Below are 17,943 nucleotides of genomic sequence, written 5' to 3' on the forward strand. Positions count from 1 at the left end.
CGATGTACGGCGCGCCGGCCGGTCTGCAATACTCGCCCGAACTTCAGCAGGGGCCCGATCCAGTGACCAGCACCAGCCTGTCCGACACCGCGCCGCGTACCGAACTGACTGTACGCAGCCTCATCCTCGGCGTCGTCATCACGCTGCTGTTCACCGCGGCCAACGTGTTCTTCGGCCTCAAGGCCGGCCTGACCTTCGCCACGTCGATTCCGGCGGCGGTGATATCGATGGCCCTGCTGCGCAATTTCAAGGACTCCACGATCCAGGAAAACAACATCGTGCAGACCGTCGCCTCCTCGGCGGGCACGCTGTCGTCGATCATCTTCGTCCTGCCGGGCCTGGTGATGATCGGCTGGTGGACCGGCTTCCCCTACTGGGAGTCGTTCGCGATCTGCGCCCTGGGCGGCATCCTCGGCGTGATGTATTCGATCCCGCTGCGGCGCGCGCTGGTGACCAATTCCGACCTGCCGTATCCGGAAGGCGTGGCCTGTGCCGAGGTGCTGAAGGTTGGCAGCGGCGGTGACTCCTCCACGGCATCGGGCGTCGAGGAAAGCCGCTACGGTTTGCTGGCGGTGGTCTGGGGCTCGGTCGTGGCCGCGGCGTTTTCGCTGATCGTCGCCACCCGCATCTTCGGTTCCAATGTTGGCGCCTACTTCCGCCTCGGCGGCGACCGCGGCGGCGTCACCGGTTTCGATTTCACCCTGTCGATGGCGCTGCTCGCGGTCGGCCACCTGGTTGGCCTGTGGGTTGGCGTGGCGATGGGCGTGGGCGCGCTGATCGCCTGGGGCTGGGCCGTGCCGCACTACTCGGCACTGGCCGCCACGGCGGGTCCTGCGGCCGACCTGGGCCAGGCGACGTGGGCAACCTACGTGCGCTTCATCGGTGCCGGCACCATTGGCGTGGCCGCGATCTGGACGCTGGCCAAACTGGTCAAGCCGGTCGTCAGCGGCCTGTCCTCGGCGATGGCCGCCTCGCGCATTCGCAAGGCCGGCCAGGCCGGTTCATTGCCGCGCCAGGAACAGGACATCCCGATCGGCGTCGTCGGCCTGATCTCCATCGCCTGCTTCATCCCGATCGCCTTCCTGCTGGGCCACTTCGCCCTCGGCAGCGGCCTGGGCGAGCACATGTGGAAGCTGGTCATCGGCGGCCTGCTCTACGTCATCGTGATGAGCTTCCTGGTGTCGGCGGTGTGCGGCTACATGGCCGGCCTGATCGGCTCGTCCAACAGCCCGCTGTCGGGCATCGGCATCCTGGTGGTGATCGGCGCGGCGCTGTTGCTGGTCTTCGGCATCAAGCCGCTGCTGGCGCCGGGCAACGAGAAGGGCCTGGTCGCGTTCGCGCTGTTCGTCACCGCGGTGGTGTTTGCGGTGGCGACCATCGCCAACAACAACCTGCAGGACCTCAAGACCGGGCAACTGGTCGACGCCACACCGTCCAAGCAGCAGTGGGCACTGGTCGTCGGCGTGCTGGCCGGCGCGGCGATCATTCCGCCGATCCTCGACCTGCTCAACCAGGCTTACGGCTTCACCGGTGCGCCGGGTGCGGTGCCGGGCCGCGCGCTGGCCGCGCCGCAGGCTGGCCTGATTTCGGCGCTGGCGCAGGGCGTGATCCTGGGCAACATCGACTGGAGCCTGATCCGCATCGGCGCCTACATCGGCGCCGGCCTCATCGTCATCGACATCATCCTGCGCCGGACCACCAAGTCGGCGCACCTGTCGCCGCTGGCGGTCGGCCTAGGCATCTACCTGCCGACCTCGGCGACGCTGATGGTGGTGGTCGGCGCGGTCATCGGCTGGCTCTACGACCGCCGTGCCGAGCGCAGCGCCAAGCCCGAGTCGACCAAGCAGATGGGCGTGCTGCTGGCCTCGGGCATGATCGTCGGCGAAGGCCTGATCGGCGTGGCGATCGCAGCGATCGTGGCGTTCTCCGGGGAAGACTTCCCGCTGGGCCTGGTCGGCGACGGCTTCGCCGGTCCGGCGGTGTGGATCGGCGGCGCGGCATTCGTCGCGGCGGTGTTCGTGCTGTATCGCTGGGCCGAGCGCGTCAGCGCGAAGGCCGCCGCGGCCTGACTTGGCGGCCAGGCCAACTGGCCTGAACAGGGGGCGCCGGCCAACCGGCAAACCCGGCAATGACGGCGGGCGCATTGGCCTTTGCGGCCGCCGTCACGGACGCCTAACATCGACGGTCTTTGTACTCAGCTGGAGCCGTCATGACGTTTCGCCGCGCCCTTCTGCCGCTGATGTTGGCGGCCGCGCTGTCCCCCCTTGCCGCCTCGGCCGCCCCGCGTGGCTTCGAAGTCCGCGACATGGCCACCCTCGACCGCGTCTCGTCGCCGACCCTGTCGCCCGACGGCCGTCGCGTCGTGTTCGCCAAGCGCGTGGTCGATTTCGCCGCCAACAAGGGTGCCTCGTCGTTGTGGATCGAGGACCTGTTCGCGCGCGATGCCGCGCCGCCGGTGCGACTGACGCCGGAAGGCTGGAACGTCAACTCGCCGAGCTTCTCGGCCGACGGCAAGACCGTCTATTTCCTCAGCGCCAAGTCGGGCAGCTCGCAGCTGTACTCGATCCCGGCCAGCGGCGGCACGCCGAAGCAGCTGACCGCGTTTTCCACCGACGTGGGCGGTTACAAGCTCTCGCCCGATGGCAAGCGCATCGCCTTCAACGCCGAAGTTTTCGCCGACTGCAAGGGCGACTTCGCCTGCTCGGCCAAGCGCCTGGACGACAAGGGCAAGCAGAAGAACAGCGGCATGCTGTTCGACCGCATCTTCATCCGCCACTGGGACGCCTGGAACGACGGTCGCCTCAACCGCCTGTTCGTGACGGCGGTGACCGACAAGCCGGCAACCACGGCGACGCTGGTCAGCTTTGATGTGATCGGCGACGTGCCGTCGCGTCCGTTCGGTGACAGCAGCGAATACACCTGGGCGCCGGACGGGCAGAGCCTGGTGTTCAGCGCTCGCATCGCCGACGCCAAGGAACCGACTTCGACCAACTTCGACCTCTACCAGGTCAGTGCCGACGGTACCGGCACGGCGAAGAACCTGACCACGGCCAATCCCGCCTGGGACACCGGCGCCACGTTCAGCGCCGACGGCAAGACCCTCTACTACCGCGCGATGAAGCGCCCGGGCTTTGAGGCCGACCGCTTCGCGCTGATCGCGCTCGACCTGGCCAGCGGCCAGCGTCGCGAGATCGCACCGCAGTGGGACCGCTCGGCGGACGGCATCACCCTGTCGGCCGACGGCAAGAGCATCTATACGACCGCGACCGACATGGGCGAGCACCCGCTGTTCGCCGTCGACATCGCCAGCGGCAAGGCCAGCAAGCTGATCGGCGAAGGCAGTGTGTCGGCCATCGACCTGGCCGGCCCGACGCTGGCGCTGACGCGCAACTCGCTCAAGAGCGGCGACGTGCTGTACACCACCAGCAGCGATGCCACCGCGCCGCTGCGCGCGATCACCGCGACCACCGGCGAAACGCTGAAGGACGTCGCGTTCGGCGACTTCGAGCAGTTCAACTTCAAGGGCTGGAACGGCGACACCGTGCACGGCTACGTGGTCAAGCCGTGGAACTACGTCGAGGGCAAGAAGTACCCGGTCGCGTTCCTGATCCACGGCGGCCCGCAGGGCAGCTTCGGCAACGGCTGGAGCTACCGCTGGAACCCGCAGACGTACGCGGGCCAGGGCTACGCGGTGGTCATGATCGACTTCCACGGTTCCACCGGTTACGGCCAGGCATTCACCGACGCGATCAGCCAGCACTGGGGCGACCGCCCGCTGGAAGACCTGCAGAAGGGCTGGGCCGCGGCGCAGCAGAAGTACGGCTTCCTCAACGGCGACAAGGCTTGCGCGCTGGGCGCCAGCTACGGCGGCTTCATGGTCAACTGGATCGCCGGCAACTGGAACCAGCCGTGGAAGTGCCTGGTCAACCACGACGGCGTGTTCGACCAGCGCATGATGGGCTTCGCCACCGAAGAGCTTTGGTTCACCGAGTGGGAGCAGGGCGGCACCGCGATCGACAAGGCCGCCAACTACGAGAAGTTCAACCCGGTCAACCACGTCAAGGATTGGCGAGTGCCGATGCTGGTCGTGCACGGCCAGCTCGACTTCCGCATTCCGGTGGAGCAGGGCATCGGCGCCTTCACCACGCTGCAGCTCAAGGGCATCGAGTCGAAGTTCCTGTACTTCCCGGACGAGAACCATTGGGTGCTCAAGCCGCAGAACTCGGTGCAGTGGCATGACACGGTCAATGCCTGGCTGAAGCAGCACATCGGCGAGTAATGCCTTCAAAGCCCCTCTCCCGCTTTTGGGGGAGGGGTGTGCGGCGCGACGTCAACGCAGCAACGCTGCCGTCTCCGCGACCAGCGCATCAAACAGTTCCTGCGCGTGCCGATGTTTCAGCAACGGCGCGCCCTGTCCGGCCCACAGCGAAATCATGTCGCCGCGCCCCTGCGCAGCGGCCGTCGCCTTGAACGTCCCGGTGAACCAGTTCTGGATCGGGTAGGGCAGCGGCGCTACTCCTTCCCACTCCTCGACGAAGCGATTGCGGATGCCGCGCGCGAGCCGCCCGCTGAAGGCGCGCGTCAGTGCGGTGTACTTGGCGTCGTCGGTGAACAGCATCCTGCGATGCAGCTCGTTCGTACCGGATTCCTCGCAGGCCAGGAACGCCGTGCCGATCTGCACGCCCTGCGCACCGAGTGTCAGCGCAGCAGCGACGCCACGACCGTCGGCGATGCCACCGGCGGCGATCACGGGCCTGGATACGCGATCGGCTACCTGCGGGATCAGCGCCAAGGTCCCGGTCAACGACTCTTCGGCCGAGCGCAGGAACGACACCCGATGCCCGCCTGCCTCGAAGCCGGTGGCGACAATCACGTCCACGCCGGCCTGGTCCATCGCGATCGCTTCGTCGATCGTGGTGATGGTGCCCATCGTGGCGATGCCGCGGCTCCTGCATTCCGACAGGATTGCCGGGGAGGGGATCCCGAATACGAAACTCATCACCGGCGGCGCTGCATCGAGCATGGCTTGCACCTGGTCCTCGAAGCGCTGGCCGTAGCGCTCTGGCATCGGCGGTGGCGTCATGCCGAGCGCGTCGTAGTACGGGCGAAAACGCTCGATGGCGGCAGCGAACTGGTCGGCCGATAGGCGATCGCCGCCGGGATCCTGGTTCGACACCCAAAGGTTCAACGCGAACGGCCGCTGCGTGCGCGCGCGGATCTGCCGGGTGAGATCGCCGAGCTTCTCCGGGGCAAGATGGTGCGCGCCGAACGAGCCCAGGCCACCGGCCTCGGAAACGGCGACCATCAGATCGATCGAAGACAGTCCGCCACCGAACGGTCCCTGCACGATCGGATAGCGCAGGCCCAGGCGCCGGGTGAAGTCGTTGTCATGCCACATGGCATCACTCCGTTGCGGGAAAGGGCGTCCGGGCCGCAGGGGCCGGAACGTGGTGCCAACTCTAGGAGTAATCGCGCAGCGGGCGGATGAAGGCAGGCATCCGAACAGGCGCGTCGCGTTGGGAACACCTCGCCGAACAGGCCCCGCAAGCTGGTACATTCCGGCCGGGAAGGTCCAGCGCAAAGTCGGCTGCAGTTTTCGGCTCCGGCCATGTCGCTAGGCCAGGCAGTTTGTGGTTGGGCGTCGGTGTCGTCGGGCACCCTGTGGTCCTGACGTCGCGTGGCGGCGCCTGACAATTCATTCAAGCCGAAGCCGCTTCCTGGCTCGGCTCAATTCAGGCGTTAGGCGCTCATCGGCAGGCACCGCGAATGCTCAATAGGGTCGTACGAAAGCTTGGCTGGTTGTCCATCCCCGCGGGCCTCATCACCGCCGCGTTCTCCATCGCCAGCTTGTGGTTCCTTATGGCATTGAAGGACTACTCATCCACGCTTCGTGACGCTTACGAAGCTCCCCCCGGGATCACGCAGTACATCGTCTATGGGGCGGCGTGCCTTGGCCTCCTGCTACTCTTCGCGGGAGGGGTGGCGACGTTTGTTCTCGGGCTCCGGTCCGGTTCACGCGGCGCCTGACAATTCATTCAAGCCGACACCGCTCCGCGGTGCGGCATTGTCAGGGGGCTGGCATGGCATCTGGGATTCGGTTGTTGGCTGCCGTGCTTTTAATTCTTGCGCTCGCACTGAGCTGGAAGGCAGTCTCCATGCTCGGTGCCAGTTCCCATTTTGGCAGTCCCGCCATGCAGCTCTGCAGCGCCTTAGGTGATCCAGTGGATTTCGCGAAAGCCTGCGAGACATTCAAGTCGCAGGTTCTCGCAATGTCTGGCCAGTACAGTGAGGCCTTGAAGCTGTTGGTCATGGCCGCAATTGCCGCCTTTTTCCTCGGTGCAGCCGCGTTGAATCTTAGCTTCAGGCGGGAGGGTGCGCCCCCTGACAGTTCACTCAAGTCGAAGCCGCTTAGCGGCTCGGCTTGACTAGGGAGTTAGGCCCGTGACAAACATCAATCGTCTCCCCACGAAGTCGGAAACATTCTTCGGGGCCATCTTCTCCGTGCTTCTGAGCTGCGGGCTTGGCTATGTGGTCTGGTACTTGCTCCGAACAGCTTCTGGTCGCCCCGAACTCCTGACGCCCGGGACAATTTCTGTCCTCGCCGTTCTTTCCATCATCTTCGCTTGGTCAAGTGCCCTGTTTCTCCGCATCCTGTTCGGCTCGCCGAAACTTCCAGGCTTCAGGGGGCAGGCCGTAATGGGCTATTTCATGGCCACCGCCGGTCTAGTTCTTTGTCTTGGCTCGATGCTGATCTCGAATCAACGCCCGGCGCTGTATTTTTCGCAAGGTGTTTGCGCAATCGGCCTTGGTCTGTTCTGGGTGGCTCAGGCGCGCAAAGCAGCGCGGCGACGGGCCTGACAGTTTGTTCAAGCCGAAGGCGCTTCGCGGCTCGGTTCAGTTGGAATCAGGCGGAACAGCATGAAACTGAGTGATCTTGAAAAGTCAGCCTTGCAGCTGAACAAACTCTACGAGCAACTTGAGCTCAAGAGGTATGGGCGCATCTGGAGCACGGAGGAGCTTGCGCTTGGTTTCGTGGGGGACGTAGGCGATCTGGCAAAACTGATCCAGGCAAACGCTGGCATCCGAACCATTGACGACTGCAAAGCGAAACTTGGTCACGAATTGTCGGACTGTTTATGGTCGATCATTGTGCTGGCGAACAAGTGCGGCATCGACCTGGAGGCGGAGTTTGTCAAGAACACCAGGGAGCTGGCCGAGTATGTAGCTGGCGAGCTGGACACATAGAGCCTATACCGTTCCGCGGCACGGCCTGGTTATGGCACTGGGGGGAGAGTCATGTCGGGGTGTGTTCTCAGGGCAGCGGGATCCGCGTTCTCGCCGGAGTCGTTCCTGGCGGCGTTCCCACTTCCAGAGGCGAATCACCGAGGCAACGCGCTGAACGTCGTGGTCAGTGACCGTGACGGGGCGGACCTGGCGGGGCAGGTCCGCGATGCGCTGGCATTTCTTCAGTTGCACGCACCAGCCGTAAGGGCATTGCTCGCCATGCCAGGCGTCGAGGCATCGCTGGATTTTGGTTTGTGGCGCAAGGACACCTTGTCGCAGTCGGTACTGTTTCCGCCGACGCTTACGGCATTTGCTGGTGAGTTGGGGCTTGGGCTGGAGGTCTCGTTGTACGTCGCTACCCCGCCAAGGAGCATCTGAGCAGTCTTGCGATTCATCTCTCAACGGAACAGGGGATATCCATGTGGTTTGCACTGCTTGTACTCAGTCTGCTCGCTGCATCCATCCACGTTCGAGTTCGCCCGACAGGTTCCAAAGCCGCCTCGGCAGAGCTTGTGCTGGTCTACCTTCTGGCGGGCTATTGCGGGTTCGCGCAGATCATTCGCGCTTTCGCCATCCTGGTTAAGGGCGCGCCTCTCATGGCGCATGTCCAGTTCACGCCAGGCGATCCGGCCGTGATGTGGCTGGCGTTCTTCAGCCTGGGGTGTGGAGCGATTGGCGCACTCTCCATCTGGAAGCGCGGCGACTTCCTGCTTGCGCCTGTGGTGGTGTGGGCCATCTTCTGGACCGGGACCACATTCGCGCACCTTCGCATGGACGAGTGGCATGGAATCACCAACTCGTGGGTCGGCGTCGCATGGGCGTTCGCCACGCATGGGTTGATCGCCGTCCTGCTGGTCGCGTTCTACTCACTCTCGATCCGGCGTCCGCCGGTTGCATCGGGGCAAGCCTCCGCGGCCTGACCGTTCATCAAGCCGACGCCGCTTCGCGGCGCGGCTAACTCCAGGCATCAAGTGGCAATGCAAACTCTGCGCAGCTTGTGCTTTTGCAAGGCTTGCTCTACGGGTTCGGCGCCGTAGGGCTCTTTGCAATTGGCGCACTGCCGTTGCGTACTTACATGATTGCGGTTCGATTGAAGGCTGCTTCAAGACCTGCCTGGCAATTGTTGACGGTCTTGACCGTTGCGCTCGGTTCGATGGTTCTGTCCAGCCAGTTTCTGCTCCAACTAGGCAGATGCCTCTTGGGGTATCACTGCTCGGCAAACGCTGCCGGAGGCTGGATCAACTCCGCGTTCCTGGGCGCAATCTATGTGTCCTTCGAGATTGTGGCCTTTGTTGTTTTCCGGGTTGGCGGACTTCGCCGCTTCTCACCCTGATGTTTAATTAAAGTCGGCGCCATTTTTCGGCTCGGCCAGGTTCACGCGTCCAGGCTGCGCGATAATGGCATCCAACGACAGGAGGCCGACATGCTTCAGATGCGTCCAGGCTGTGAGTGCTGCAATGTTGATCTGGCGCCGGATTCGCAAGACGCCTGGATCTGTTCGTTTGAGTGCACGTTCTGCACGAATTGTGTTGAATCAAAGCTGGGCGGTCGCTGTCCCAACTGCGGGGGGGCGTTCTCCAGGCGTCCCACTCGTGTCGGAGGCGCTCTGGAAAGAAATCCGGCATCGACAGTGCGCGTGTTCAAACCCAGTGGCTGTGCTCCTGCGGCCTGAGAAGTCATCCAGCCCAGCACGCGAACCAGAGAGTTCGCGCTCCGAGACCCTGTTGGGGACTACGTCATGGTCATCGCACTGAGGCCGGGCTGACGCGGCAGACCGGTCGGCGAAAGAATTTGTGGCGATCGTCACGTTAATGGGAGGCGCCTCATCGGCAGCCCGCTGAGAATTTTTCTCGCGTGCTGGCTCAACGGTCCCAGCGGGCAAACTTCCGGGGCGTCTCCCATGCTTGAATGAGCGTTCGACGGCTCAGGGAACCTGCTGGGGAGCGGGTGGGGCCAGGAGGGGATTGCATGGAAAAGATGCTCGTTCGCGTGCCGCTGGCTCGCGCCGTCATGCTGTGTCTTGCCGTTTCGCTTGCAGGCTGCGGAGGCGGCGGCGGTGGCGGTAATGTCCGAAGCGATCCGCCGCCACCGGCACCTGTGATCACCCCGCCCGTCACGCCTCCTGTGACGCCGCCGGTCACGCCTCCAGTCAATCCTCCAGTCACGCCTCCGGTCACGCCTCCGGTCACACCACCGGTGACGCCTATCCCGACGGGCCTGGTGATGCCGACGCGCCTCGACGCACCGCCCGCCGTGGGCGACGAGCATCTGCGGGTGATGCACGCGGTCGATGCGCACCTCAATGGCCACAAGGGCAACGGGCAGTTCATTGCGCTGTTCGATACCGGAGCGCTGCGCACTCCCGCGCTCGACCAGCACCTTTGGTGGAGTAATGACTCCGACCTCGTTGACCGCGACCACGCCGATTACACCCGTGACGACGTCAACGGACACGGCACGGCGACCGCTTTGGCAGCCATCGGTCGCGCCCAGGGCAGCTGGAGCGGCGGCATCGCACCCGATGCAAACCTGTCGGTCATGCGGATCATTCCCGATCAACCCACGCTCGGGAATCCGTTTGGCCAACCCACGGTGGAAGCCGGCCTGACTGCGCTGGAGCGTGGCCTGTCCGGCAAGAGCGCATTCACCCGGGCGGCCGGCTTCACCTGGGATGGAAACTTCCAGTGGACCGATCCGGCCATCTCGACCCGCCTTTTCAATGCGTTCGCAACCTTCGTGGACTCGTCGACCAATTTCCCTCCGGACGACGGACTGGTGGTCTTCGCGGCCGGCGATGGCGGCAAGGCCGAACCGAGCCAGATGGCGAAGCTTCCCAGCCTTGCCGGTGCACCTGCCTCACTGGCGGATCACTGGATCACCGTTGCGGCGGTGGAGACTGCTCGTCCCAACCGTCTGGCGGCGTACTCCAACGGCTGCGGCGCCGCGATGAACTACTGCCTGGTCGCACCGGGCGACATGACGCTCGTGGGCAAGGACGACACCGCGGGCAATCCCACCTACTGGACGATGAGCAGCACGCAAGTCGCCGCTCCGCTGGTGCTGGGTGCCACCACACTGGTCTGGGGAGCGTTTCCGAACCTGAGCGGCGAGCAGGTGCGCGACATCCTGCTCGGCACGACCACCGATCTCGGCGTTCCGGGTACCGACCCGATCTTCGGTCAGGGCCTCATCAACATCGAGAAGGCGCTGCGCGGCCCGGGTCGCCTCGATTGGGGCGACATGAATGTCTTCCTGCTCTACGACACCGACACGATCTGGTGGAACGACATCTCCGGACGCGCCGGAATCAATGTCACCGGTTCCGGCGGTTGGCTCCTCCTGCATGGCAACAACACCTTCGAGGGGCCGCTTCACATCAAGGGAAGAGCCGACGTCACCGTCAATGGCAGCCTGGCCGCCGACATCGAAATCGAGCGCGATGGCTTGCTTTACGCCTCGGAAGTGACACTGGAAGGCGACGTCACCAATCGCGGCAGCCTGCTGTTCAACACCAGCGCTACACCGCAAAGCCCGACGGTGATGAAGGGTGACGTGATCAATGAAGGCTTCATGGCCAACTGGGGCAATACCGACGCTACGACGATGGAAGGAAACTTGACGCTGCGCGCGTCCAGTCTCTACCAGATCGAGCTGGGCGCGCCCCCGCTGCACGTCAATGGCCATGCCGATATCGACGGCAAGCTGCAAGTCGTGGGCGTCGCACCCGGCTACGTGGCGCGCAGCAACACCGAAGTTCTGATTGCCGATGGCGGCATCGACGGGACCTTTTCCGAACTCAAGCTGATGGGTCTGATGGTGCAGGCGACGCTGGGTTACGACGCAAATCGCGTCTGGCTTGACGTCACCCAGATCCCGGCCACCACCGCCGTTGGCATGGCCTTCACGCCGGCCAGCTTCAGCGCGGCTGAGCGACTGGACGGGGCATTCGGGAAACTCGACGAGCGCGAAGCGCGCAAGTCGGGCAACTCCGCCGACCGCGACCGCGACGATGTCGCCGCGTTCGCCAATGGCGCAGGCACGCTGCAGCGCATCGCCGATCAAGGTGCACTGCAGGAATCGCTCGACAGCCTTTCGGGCGAGCTGCATGGTGCCGACCTGCCGTTTGCCACGATGGCGATCGAGGACAATCGACACGCGCTGGAGTCGCGAATCGACGCACTTCGCGAGGGGCCTGCCGGCATCTGGACGGATGAACTGCGCTCGCGCCGTGAGATGGGTCGCTTCGACATGGATGCCCAGGGTTGGACGATGGGCATGGACCTGCGCCACGACAATCGCCTGACGGTTGGCGCTGCGCTGTCCGAAGTGAATGGCACGGCTTACCACGCACAACGTGGCGATCGCGAAGTGAATCGCCAATACGACGGCCAGCTCTACGCCACTTGGGCGCTGGGCAGCGGTTACCTGCTCGGCACGACGTCGTTCGGTCAGATGCAGCGTTGGACCCGGCGCGAAGTCCTGCTCGGCGCGAACGCTTTCCGTGTCGGCACCGACTACACGCAGCGCTATGCGACGGCGGGCCTGCAGGCGGGAATGCCACTGGCATGGAACAGCGGTTCTGTCACGCTCTACGGCGGTGCGCAGGGCATGCAGTTCGAACGCAATGGCTTTGATGAATCCGGCGCCGCCGGTTTCGGCCTGACCACGCAGGACTCGACGCTGCATGCAGCGCAGGCACACCTCGGCACTCGCCTGCAGCAGGAAGGCAGCATCGGCCCGGTCACCTGGCGCTTGCACGGGCGACTGGAATGGCAGCGCATGCTGTCAACGTCCGGCGAGGAGCTGCAGGCCCGCTTCTCCGCGGTGGATGCATGGGCGCCGGTGGATGTCGAGGGTCTCGCGCGCGAAGCCGGCGTGTTCGGCCTCGGCTTCGACGCGCGGTTCGGTCGTCGTGGCGTCCTCGGCCTCAACGTCGATTCGCGCCGGGAGCATGGGGAAATCTGGAGTGGGGCGATGGCCACCTGGTCGGTCGCGTACTGAGGCCAGCGCCGCGGCTCGCATGACTCAGGCGATGGGCAACCAGGTTCCATCGCCGTATGCGGTGCCTCGTCGGGGATTCTGGCCGGTACGTCGCAGGCTGGTTGCTAAAGGCCTTTACGGCCGGCAACGTCCCCACTTCTGTCAGTCACAGGGAGACTGGGTATGAAGGCGCTCATTGCCATTGTCGCGTGGTGCATCCTGTTCGTTCTTTGCTGGCCGCTGGCGCTGCTGGCGTTGGTCCTCTGGCCCATTGCCTGGCTGGTATCCCTTCCGTTTCGTCTCGTCGGCGTCACGTTCTCTGCGCTGTTCGCACTGTTGGGGGCTATCCTTTTCCTGCCTGCCCGGATCCTGGGGTGGCGTTCCGGATCAACGCAGCCGCGCAGCGCGGCCGTGGCCTGAACGTTCGTTCAAACCGAACCTGCCGTGATTCGGTTGCTGGCCTGAAGGGGGGTGCATGACCGCAGTCCATCAGATCACTCCCTTTCTGCATGTGCCGGATCTGCAGGAGGCGCTGGCGTTCTTCTGCAAGCTCGGGTTCGAGCTCAGGTTCCGGGAGAGCAACTACGCCTACATCGAGCTCGCCGGTTGTGGCCTGCGCCTGCTGGAGGAGCCAGCGCGCAGACTCACTGCCGATGGCAAGGCTCGCGTGGCGGTCTACATCGATGTCGCCGACATTGATGCGCTGCATGACGAACTCGCTCCGGCGCTTGCATCGCTGCCGGGTGACCGGGTCGAGCCACTGATGAATCGGCCCTGGCGTCAGCGTGAATTCCAAGTCCGCATGCCCGACGGCGACTGGCTCACGTTTGGGGCAGCAGTGACCACGGACCCAGTTCGTTGAACCTCGGTGTCGCCAGAGCGCACATGCGTGTCCGGGGTCTTGAGTCTTTGATCGCGGCCGGTCAGGATCCGCGAGGGGTAGGGCCGCGCGAAAGCGACTATCGGGGATTGCATGTTCGGACTGTTCCAGTCAGCTCCATTTTCCGATCCGATGCTTGGTGAGCTGGTTCGCTGGCGCGGCTTCTGGCGCGGCAGCATCCAGCTCGAATCCGGTTCGGCGCCGCTGGTGCTGGCCGGAACCCGAGCCGAGCCCGATCCCATGGCGCTGGCCGTCGCAAACGAAGTGCAGGCCAGGCTTGCCGGTTGGCGTGCCACGATCGAAACCGCGATGTTCGAGCACTACCAGCCCTATGCCGAATCATTGGCGGCTGGCGAGGAGGCGGGTGACGGATTTCCCGGCATCACCACGCCCGCTGGTGTCTGGCCGCACGTTTCGCTGCAGTACATTGCCGTGCTGCCGCTAAGCGGCCATCTCACGACCGAACTCGGCTACACCGCCGCGTGGGACGAGGAGCACACGCTGGGCATGCGCTTCAAGGGCGACGCGTTCGTCGAGCTGTGCGGGAGTGTGCTGGCGCCCTGAAGCGGGGTTCGGCAGTCCACCCGGAATGGCCTCCGCCGTCCTGTTGTCGATCGCCAGGCCAGGTGATAGCGTCTTCCCCGGGGGATTGGGGCTAAAGGGGGCTCCTTGAATCGGAACGTCTTCGGCGTCCTTCGGGCGGCGCGGCCATGAGTCGCGTCTCTGGCTATCCCACTTCAACCTTCGCATCGAGCGCGCTGCTGTTCTTCGGCAGCGGTCTTGCCGCGACGCTGCTGTTCTCGGCGAAGCCATTGGAATCATTGATAGGCGTCGCCGTGGCCTGCATCGGCCTTTCGATCATGTTCTGGCGATGGCGACAGCGCAGCTTCGCAAGTCGTCTGCTGCAGCACGGCACAGCGTTGGAGGCCAGGATCACCCGTGTCCTGGCCGGCGGGTTGTTCCAGGTGAACGGTGGTTCGCCGTACCGGATCGAGGCGCAGTGGGTGGATCCGGTCACGGGTGAGGTCCGGATATTCCGAAGCTGGAACCTCTGGAACGACCCGGCGGTGTTCATCAGGCACGAGCACGTCGTTGTCCACATCGATCCACAGCGCAGCGACCGCTACTACATGGACGTCTCGTTCCTGCCCGAGTTCCAGCAGGCCTGACGAGCGACAGCATGGGCGCGCGAACACACGGCACACTTTCGAAGTGGAACGACGACCGCGGCTTCGGCTTCATCACGCCGGCGCAGGGAACAGCCGAGATTTTCGTCCATGTCTCTTCGTTTCCCTCGGGCGGCCCGCGTCCCACGGAGGGTGAGCTGATTTCCTTCGAAACGCAGGCCGGCCCTGACGGCAAAGTGCGCGCCATCCGGGTCATGCGGACCGGTAGCGCCGCCAAGAGCACGCCGCGTCATCGCCCCGCGCCTGCACGGGTTCGCATCAGCCTGACGGGTGTGCTCACGGCCGCCGCCATCGCTGCAATCGCGATGTACGGCTATCGTGAGTTCGTCAGCTCGTCGCCCGTCGAAAGTGTCGTTGCCACGCCGGTCGCCCGCGTCGCCGCGTCGCCGGTGGTCGCGCAGTTCAAGTGCGACGGTCGCACCATGTGCTTTCAGATGACTTCGTGCGCGGAGGCGAAGTACTTCCTGCAGCACTGCCCGAACACACAGATGGACGGGAACGGCGACGGCCAGCCCTGCGAGCGGCAATGGTGTAACTGACGAACCGCGGCCGTCACGGCGCCCACTGGCGGCGGGCCGTCGGCCGCGACTATCCTGCGGGCGGAGTCCTGGGGAGGGCGCCGCGGCACCGACTTATCCGGCGCCATCCATTCGGTCGACCGCGAGGTCGGCACAAAACCGTAAGACCAAGGGGAAACCAAATGCAGAATCCGTATCAGGCGCCGGCCGCAACGCTGGCCGAACTGTCGATGGGCGGCGACAACACATCCGGCATGGGCAAGGACGCTACGATCCCGCCGGGCGTCGCAGGGTGGAGCTGGGGCGCGTTCCTGCTCAACTGGATCTGGGCGGTGAGCAACCGCACCTGGATCGGCCTGCTCTGCTTCATTCCGTACGTCGGCTTCGTGATGTCGATCGTCCTCGGCATCAAGGGCCGCGAGTGGGCATGGCGCAACAAGCGCTGGGACAGCGTCGAGCACTTCCAGCGCGTTCAGCGCAAGTGGTCGATCTGGTCGCTGGTAGTCATCGTGGGCGTGATGGGGCTGGCCATCCTCGCGGCGATCGCGATCCCGGCGTATCAGGATTATGTGGTGCGGGCGCAGGCGGCAGCGGCAGGCTGACCTCGCAGGCTCTCACCTCAACCCGCACCGGCCCGAGCGCACAGCGCTCGGGCGTTCGAGGCCACGCGAGCCGATGGCTCGCAAGCGGTGTCCTCTTACCCCGCGAGCGGGAGAGAGGCTTCAAGCCGGTCAGCAGCAGCGCGAACGGCCCTTGCCGTAGCGCGCCATCATCCGCTCGTGGAAGAACTCGTCGCGGCTCATCGGCAGCCGATCCGGGTGGTTGCGCTGGATGTGCTCGACATAGTTGTCGTAGTCGGGAATGCCGATGGCCAGGCGCGCGGTCTGGGCTGCCGCACGCCACCAGCGTGCGAGCAGCTCCAGACCCAGCATGCCGGCCTCAGCGAGCGACCGCATCGAACGCGACATACTCACTCTCCTTGGCCGTCGGAGCGTTGCTGCGGCGTGCCGCCAACGCTGCCTTGAAGCCGAAGTAGACCGTCGCCAGCACCACGAACACGAACAGTGCGCACAGGCCGGCGTCGAGGTAGTTGTTGAAGATCACCCGCGACATGTCGTCCATCGACTTCGCCGGTGCCAGCACCTCGCCGCGCGCGGCGGCGTCGGCGAACTTGCGGGCGTTGGCGATGAAGCCGATCTTCGGCTCCGGGTGGAACAGCTTCTGCCAGCCGGCGGTCAGCGTGCAGATCAGCAGCCACGCGGTCGGGATCAGCGGGATCCACAGGAACTTCTCGCGCTTCATCTTCACCATCACCACGCTGCAGAACACCAGCGCCAGGCCGGCGAGCATCTGGTTGGCGATGCCGAACAACGGCCACAGGGTGTTGATGCCGCCCAGTGGATCGACCACGCCCTGGTAGAGGAAGTAGCCCCACAGCGCGACCGCCAATGCGGTGCAGGCCACGTTCGCCGCCCAGCTTTCGGTCTGCTTGAACGGCGCGTAGGCCAGGCCGATCAGCTCCTGGATCATGAAGCGCGCCACGCGCGTGCCGGCATCGACCGTGGTCAGGATGAAAAGGGCCTCGAACAGGATCGCGTAGTGGTACCAGAACGCCATCATGCCTTCGCCGGGGATCAGGCCGTGCAGGATCTGCGCCATGCCGACCGCGAGCGTCGGCGCGCCGCCGGTGCGCGAGAGGATGGTGGTCTCGCCGATTTCCTTGGCGGTGGCGGTGAGGATGTCAGGCGTGAGCACGAAGCCCCAGCTCGAGATCGCCGCGGCCGCGGACTCGGCCGTGGTGCCGATCAGCGCGGCCGGTGCATTCATCGCGAAGTAGACGCCCGGCTGCAGCACGCAGGCAGCAATCAGCGCCATGATCGCCACGAAGGCTTCCATCAGCATGCCGCCGTAACCGATCAGCGGAATCTGCGATTCGTTGGAGATCATCTTGGGCGTGGTGCCGGAGCTGATCAGCGAGTGGAAGCCCGAGACCGCGCCGCACGCGATGGTGATGAACAGGAACGGGAAGAGCTTGCCGCTGAACACCGGGCCGGTGCCGTCGACGAACGTGGTCATCGCCGGCATCTGCAGGTCCGGCATGGCGATCAGGATCGCCAGTGCCAGCACCAGCACCGTGCCGATCTTGAGGAAGGTCGACAGGTAGTCGCGCGGGGCCAGCAGCAGCCACACCGGCAGCACCGCGGCGATGAAGCCGTAACCGATCATCAGCCAGGCCAGGGTGGTACCGGTGAAGTGGAACATCGGCGCCCAGTCCGGGCTCGCCGCGACCTTGCCGCCGCTCCAGATCGCCAGGATCAGCAGGACGAAGCCAATCACTGACACTTCCATGATCCGGCCCGGACGGAAGTAGCGCAGGTACAGGCCCATCAGGATCGCGATGGGAATGGTCATCGCCACCGTGAAGGTGCCCCACGGGCTGTCGGCGAGCGCCTTGACCACGACCAGTGCCAGCACCGCCAGCAGGATCACCATGATCATCAGGATGCCGATCATCGAGATCACGCCGGCAGCCGGCCCCATCTCGGCGCGGATCATCTCGCCGAGCGAGCGGCCGTCACGGCGCGTGGAGAAGAACAGCACCAGCATGTCCTGGACCGCACCGGCCAGGACCACGCCGAACAGGATCCACAACGTGCCGGGCAGGTAACCCATCTGCGCGGCCAGCACGGGACCCACCAGCGGGCCGGCGCCGGCGATCGCGGCGAAGTGGTGGCCGAACAGCACGCTGCGCGGAGTGGGGACGTAATCGAGGCCGTCGTTGCGGCGCCATGCCGGCGTCGCGCGGGTGGCATCGACCATCAGCGCGTTGCGCGCGATGTACAGACCGTAGAAGCGGTACGCGATGGTGAACACCGAGACCGAGGCCACCACCAGCCACATCGCGCTGATGGTCTCGCCACGGTGCAGGGCGATCGTGCCGATGCAGAACACGGCAAGGACCGCGAGCGCGACCCAGCCAAGCCAGGACAATGCTTTCATGACACCCCTCCGTAAGGATCACCGAAGGGTCGCGCCGGCGATGGCACCGGGTCAATGCGCAGTGCGCAATGAAACCTGAGACTTTGGTCTAACC

18 protein-coding genes are annotated in these 17,943 nt (G+C 64.9%); 15 read left to right on the forward strand and 3 right to left on the reverse strand.

The features are described 5' to 3' along the window. The first annotated feature begins 62 nt into the window (after window positions 1–62). Window positions 63–2,069 carry an OPT family oligopeptide transporter gene (locus HIV01_RS00570; RefSeq protein WP_245156877.1) on the forward strand — a complete coding sequence of 669 codons (2,007 nt, stop codon included), beginning with the start codon at window positions 63–65 and terminating at the stop codon, window positions 2,067–2,069. Between the two features lie 140 nt (window positions 2,070–2,209). Next, window positions 2,210–4,279: a S9 family peptidase gene (locus HIV01_RS00575; RefSeq protein WP_200604356.1), complete on the forward strand. Its 2,070-nt coding sequence runs from the start codon at window positions 2,210–2,212 to the stop codon at window positions 4,277–4,279. Window positions 4,280–4,330: 51 nt separating this feature from the next. On the opposite strand, the gene HIV01_RS00580 is transcribed toward HIV01_RS00575, so the two are convergent. Next, window positions 4,331–5,398 (reverse strand): NAD(P)H-dependent flavin oxidoreductase, encoded by a 1,068-nt coding sequence (locus tag HIV01_RS00580; RefSeq protein WP_200604357.1) that lies wholly within the window; start codon window positions 5,396–5,398, stop codon window positions 4,331–4,333. A 682-nt stretch (window positions 5,399–6,080) separates the two neighbouring features. On the opposite strand from HIV01_RS00580, the gene HIV01_RS00585 reads away from it, so the two are divergent. The 13 genes from HIV01_RS00585 to HIV01_RS00645 all read left to right on the forward strand — a co-directional run bounded on the left by HIV01_RS00585 (window position 6,081) and on the right by HIV01_RS00645 (window position 15,451). Further along, window positions 6,081–6,425: a hypothetical protein gene (locus tag HIV01_RS00585; RefSeq protein WP_200604358.1), complete on the forward strand. Its 345-nt coding sequence runs from the start codon at window positions 6,081–6,083 to the stop codon at window positions 6,423–6,425. A gap of 16 nt (window positions 6,426–6,441) precedes the next feature. After that, on the forward strand, window positions 6,442–6,858 hold the full coding sequence (locus HIV01_RS00590) for a hypothetical protein (RefSeq protein ID WP_200604359.1): 417 nt from the start codon (window positions 6,442–6,444) through the stop codon (window positions 6,856–6,858). A gap of 60 nt (window positions 6,859–6,918) precedes the next feature. Continuing rightward, complete coding sequence (locus HIV01_RS00595; protein ID WP_200604361.1) at window positions 6,919–7,245, forward strand: nucleoside triphosphate pyrophosphohydrolase family protein; 327 nt, start codon at window positions 6,919–6,921, stop codon at window positions 7,243–7,245. Window positions 7,246–7,296: 51 nt separating this feature from the next. After that, window positions 7,297–7,662: a hypothetical protein gene (locus HIV01_RS00600; protein ID WP_200604362.1), complete on the forward strand. Its 366-nt coding sequence runs from the start codon at window positions 7,297–7,299 to the stop codon at window positions 7,660–7,662. Between the two features lie 41 nt (window positions 7,663–7,703). After that, window positions 7,704–8,204: a DUF6790 family protein gene (locus tag HIV01_RS00605; protein ID WP_200604363.1), complete on the forward strand. Its 501-nt coding sequence runs from the start codon at window positions 7,704–7,706 to the stop codon at window positions 8,202–8,204. A gap of 512 nt (window positions 8,205–8,716) precedes the next feature. Then, a complete protein-coding gene (locus tag HIV01_RS00610; RefSeq protein WP_245157022.1) occupies window positions 8,717–8,956 on the forward strand; it encodes a DUF1272 domain-containing protein in 240 nt (79 codons plus the stop codon). A gap of 551 nt (window positions 8,957–9,507) precedes the next feature. Beyond that, window positions 9,508–12,285, forward strand: coding sequence for an autotransporter domain-containing protein (locus HIV01_RS00615; RefSeq protein WP_207527037.1), 2,778 nt, complete (start codon window positions 9,508–9,510; stop codon window positions 12,283–12,285). A gap of 162 nt (window positions 12,286–12,447) precedes the next feature. Then, window positions 12,448–12,684 carry a hypothetical protein gene (locus HIV01_RS00620; protein ID WP_200604367.1) on the forward strand — a complete coding sequence of 79 codons (237 nt, stop codon included), beginning with the start codon at window positions 12,448–12,450 and terminating at the stop codon, window positions 12,682–12,684. A 55-nt stretch (window positions 12,685–12,739) separates the two neighbouring features. Continuing rightward, a complete protein-coding gene (locus HIV01_RS00625) occupies window positions 12,740–13,126 on the forward strand; it encodes a bleomycin resistance protein (protein ID WP_200604368.1) in 387 nt (128 codons plus the stop codon). 111 nt (window positions 13,127–13,237) lie between these two features. Then, a complete protein-coding gene (locus HIV01_RS00630; RefSeq protein ID WP_200604369.1) occupies window positions 13,238–13,708 on the forward strand; it encodes a DUF6985 domain-containing protein in 471 nt (156 codons plus the stop codon). A 146-nt stretch (window positions 13,709–13,854) separates the two neighbouring features. Beyond that, entirely contained in the window at window positions 13,855–14,313 is a 459-nt protein-coding gene (locus HIV01_RS00635) for a hypothetical protein (protein ID WP_200604370.1), read from the forward strand. Between the two features lie 11 nt (window positions 14,314–14,324). Further along, window positions 14,325–14,870 (forward strand): cold shock domain-containing protein, encoded by a 546-nt coding sequence (locus HIV01_RS00640; protein ID WP_200604373.1) that lies wholly within the window; start codon window positions 14,325–14,327, stop codon window positions 14,868–14,870. Window positions 14,871–15,031: 161 nt separating this feature from the next. Continuing rightward, window positions 15,032–15,451, forward strand: a complete 420-nt coding sequence (locus HIV01_RS00645; RefSeq protein WP_200604374.1) for a hypothetical protein — start codon at window positions 15,032–15,034, stop codon at window positions 15,449–15,451. 129 nt (window positions 15,452–15,580) lie between these two features. Here the strand turns inward: HIV01_RS00645 and HIV01_RS00650 are convergent, their stop codons facing one another. Further along, entirely contained in the window at window positions 15,581–15,781 is a 201-nt protein-coding gene (locus HIV01_RS00650) for a YbdD/YjiX family protein (RefSeq protein WP_200606266.1), read from the reverse strand. Between the two features lie 7 nt (window positions 15,782–15,788). Then, window positions 15,789–17,849, reverse strand: coding sequence for a carbon starvation CstA family protein (locus tag HIV01_RS00655; RefSeq protein WP_200604375.1), 2,061 nt, complete (start codon window positions 17,847–17,849; stop codon window positions 15,789–15,791). Window positions 17,850–17,943 lie beyond the last annotated feature (94 nt).

Origin of the sequence: Lysobacter arenosi, from assembly GCF_016613475.2 — a bacterium.
Taxonomy (GTDB): Bacteria; Pseudomonadota; Gammaproteobacteria; order Xanthomonadales; family Xanthomonadaceae; genus Lysobacter_J; species Lysobacter_J arenosi.

What these genes read in the sequence shown, in the direction of transcription:
- HIV01_RS00610 (WP_245157022.1), top strand. Translation starts at nt 8,717, where the DNA reads ATGCGTCCAGGCTGTGAGTGCTGCAATGTTGATCTGGCGCCGGATTCG.
- HIV01_RS00605 (WP_200604363.1), top strand. Translation starts at nt 7,704, where the DNA reads ATGTGGTTTGCACTGCTTGTACTCAGTCTGCTCGCTGCATCCATCCAC.
- HIV01_RS00640 (WP_200604373.1), top strand. Translation starts at nt 14,325, where the DNA reads ATGGGCGCGCGAACACACGGCACACTTTCGAAGTGGAACGACGACCGC.
- HIV01_RS00585 (WP_200604358.1), top strand. Translation starts at nt 6,081, where the DNA reads ATGGCATCTGGGATTCGGTTGTTGGCTGCCGTGCTTTTAATTCTTGCG.
- HIV01_RS00615 (WP_207527037.1), top strand. Translation starts at nt 9,508, where the DNA reads ATGCCGACGCGCCTCGACGCACCGCCCGCCGTGGGCGACGAGCATCTG.
- HIV01_RS00630 (WP_200604369.1), top strand. Translation starts at nt 13,238, where the DNA reads ATGTTCGGACTGTTCCAGTCAGCTCCATTTTCCGATCCGATGCTTGGT.
- HIV01_RS00625 (WP_200604368.1), top strand. Translation starts at nt 12,740, where the DNA reads ATGACCGCAGTCCATCAGATCACTCCCTTTCTGCATGTGCCGGATCTG.
- HIV01_RS00595 (WP_200604361.1), top strand. Translation starts at nt 6,919, where the DNA reads ATGAAACTGAGTGATCTTGAAAAGTCAGCCTTGCAGCTGAACAAACTC.
- HIV01_RS00635 (WP_200604370.1), top strand. Translation starts at nt 13,855, where the DNA reads ATGAGTCGCGTCTCTGGCTATCCCACTTCAACCTTCGCATCGAGCGCG.
- HIV01_RS00620 (WP_200604367.1), top strand. Translation starts at nt 12,448, where the DNA reads ATGAAGGCGCTCATTGCCATTGTCGCGTGGTGCATCCTGTTCGTTCTT.
- HIV01_RS00600 (WP_200604362.1), top strand. Translation starts at nt 7,297, where the DNA reads ATGTCGGGGTGTGTTCTCAGGGCAGCGGGATCCGCGTTCTCGCCGGAG.
- HIV01_RS00650 (WP_200606266.1), bottom strand. Translation starts at nt 15,781, where the DNA reads ATGCTGGGTCTGGAGCTGCTCGCACGCTGGTGGCGTGCGGCAGCCCAG.
- HIV01_RS00580 (WP_200604357.1), bottom strand. Translation starts at nt 5,398, where the DNA reads ATGTGGCATGACAACGACTTCACCCGGCGCCTGGGCCTGCGCTATCCG.
- HIV01_RS00655 (WP_200604375.1), bottom strand. Translation starts at nt 17,849, where the DNA reads ATGAAAGCATTGTCCTGGCTTGGCTGGGTCGCGCTCGCGGTCCTTGCC.
- HIV01_RS00645 (WP_200604374.1), top strand. Translation starts at nt 15,032, where the DNA reads ATGCAGAATCCGTATCAGGCGCCGGCCGCAACGCTGGCCGAACTGTCG.
- HIV01_RS00575 (WP_200604356.1), top strand. Translation starts at nt 2,210, where the DNA reads ATGACGTTTCGCCGCGCCCTTCTGCCGCTGATGTTGGCGGCCGCGCTG.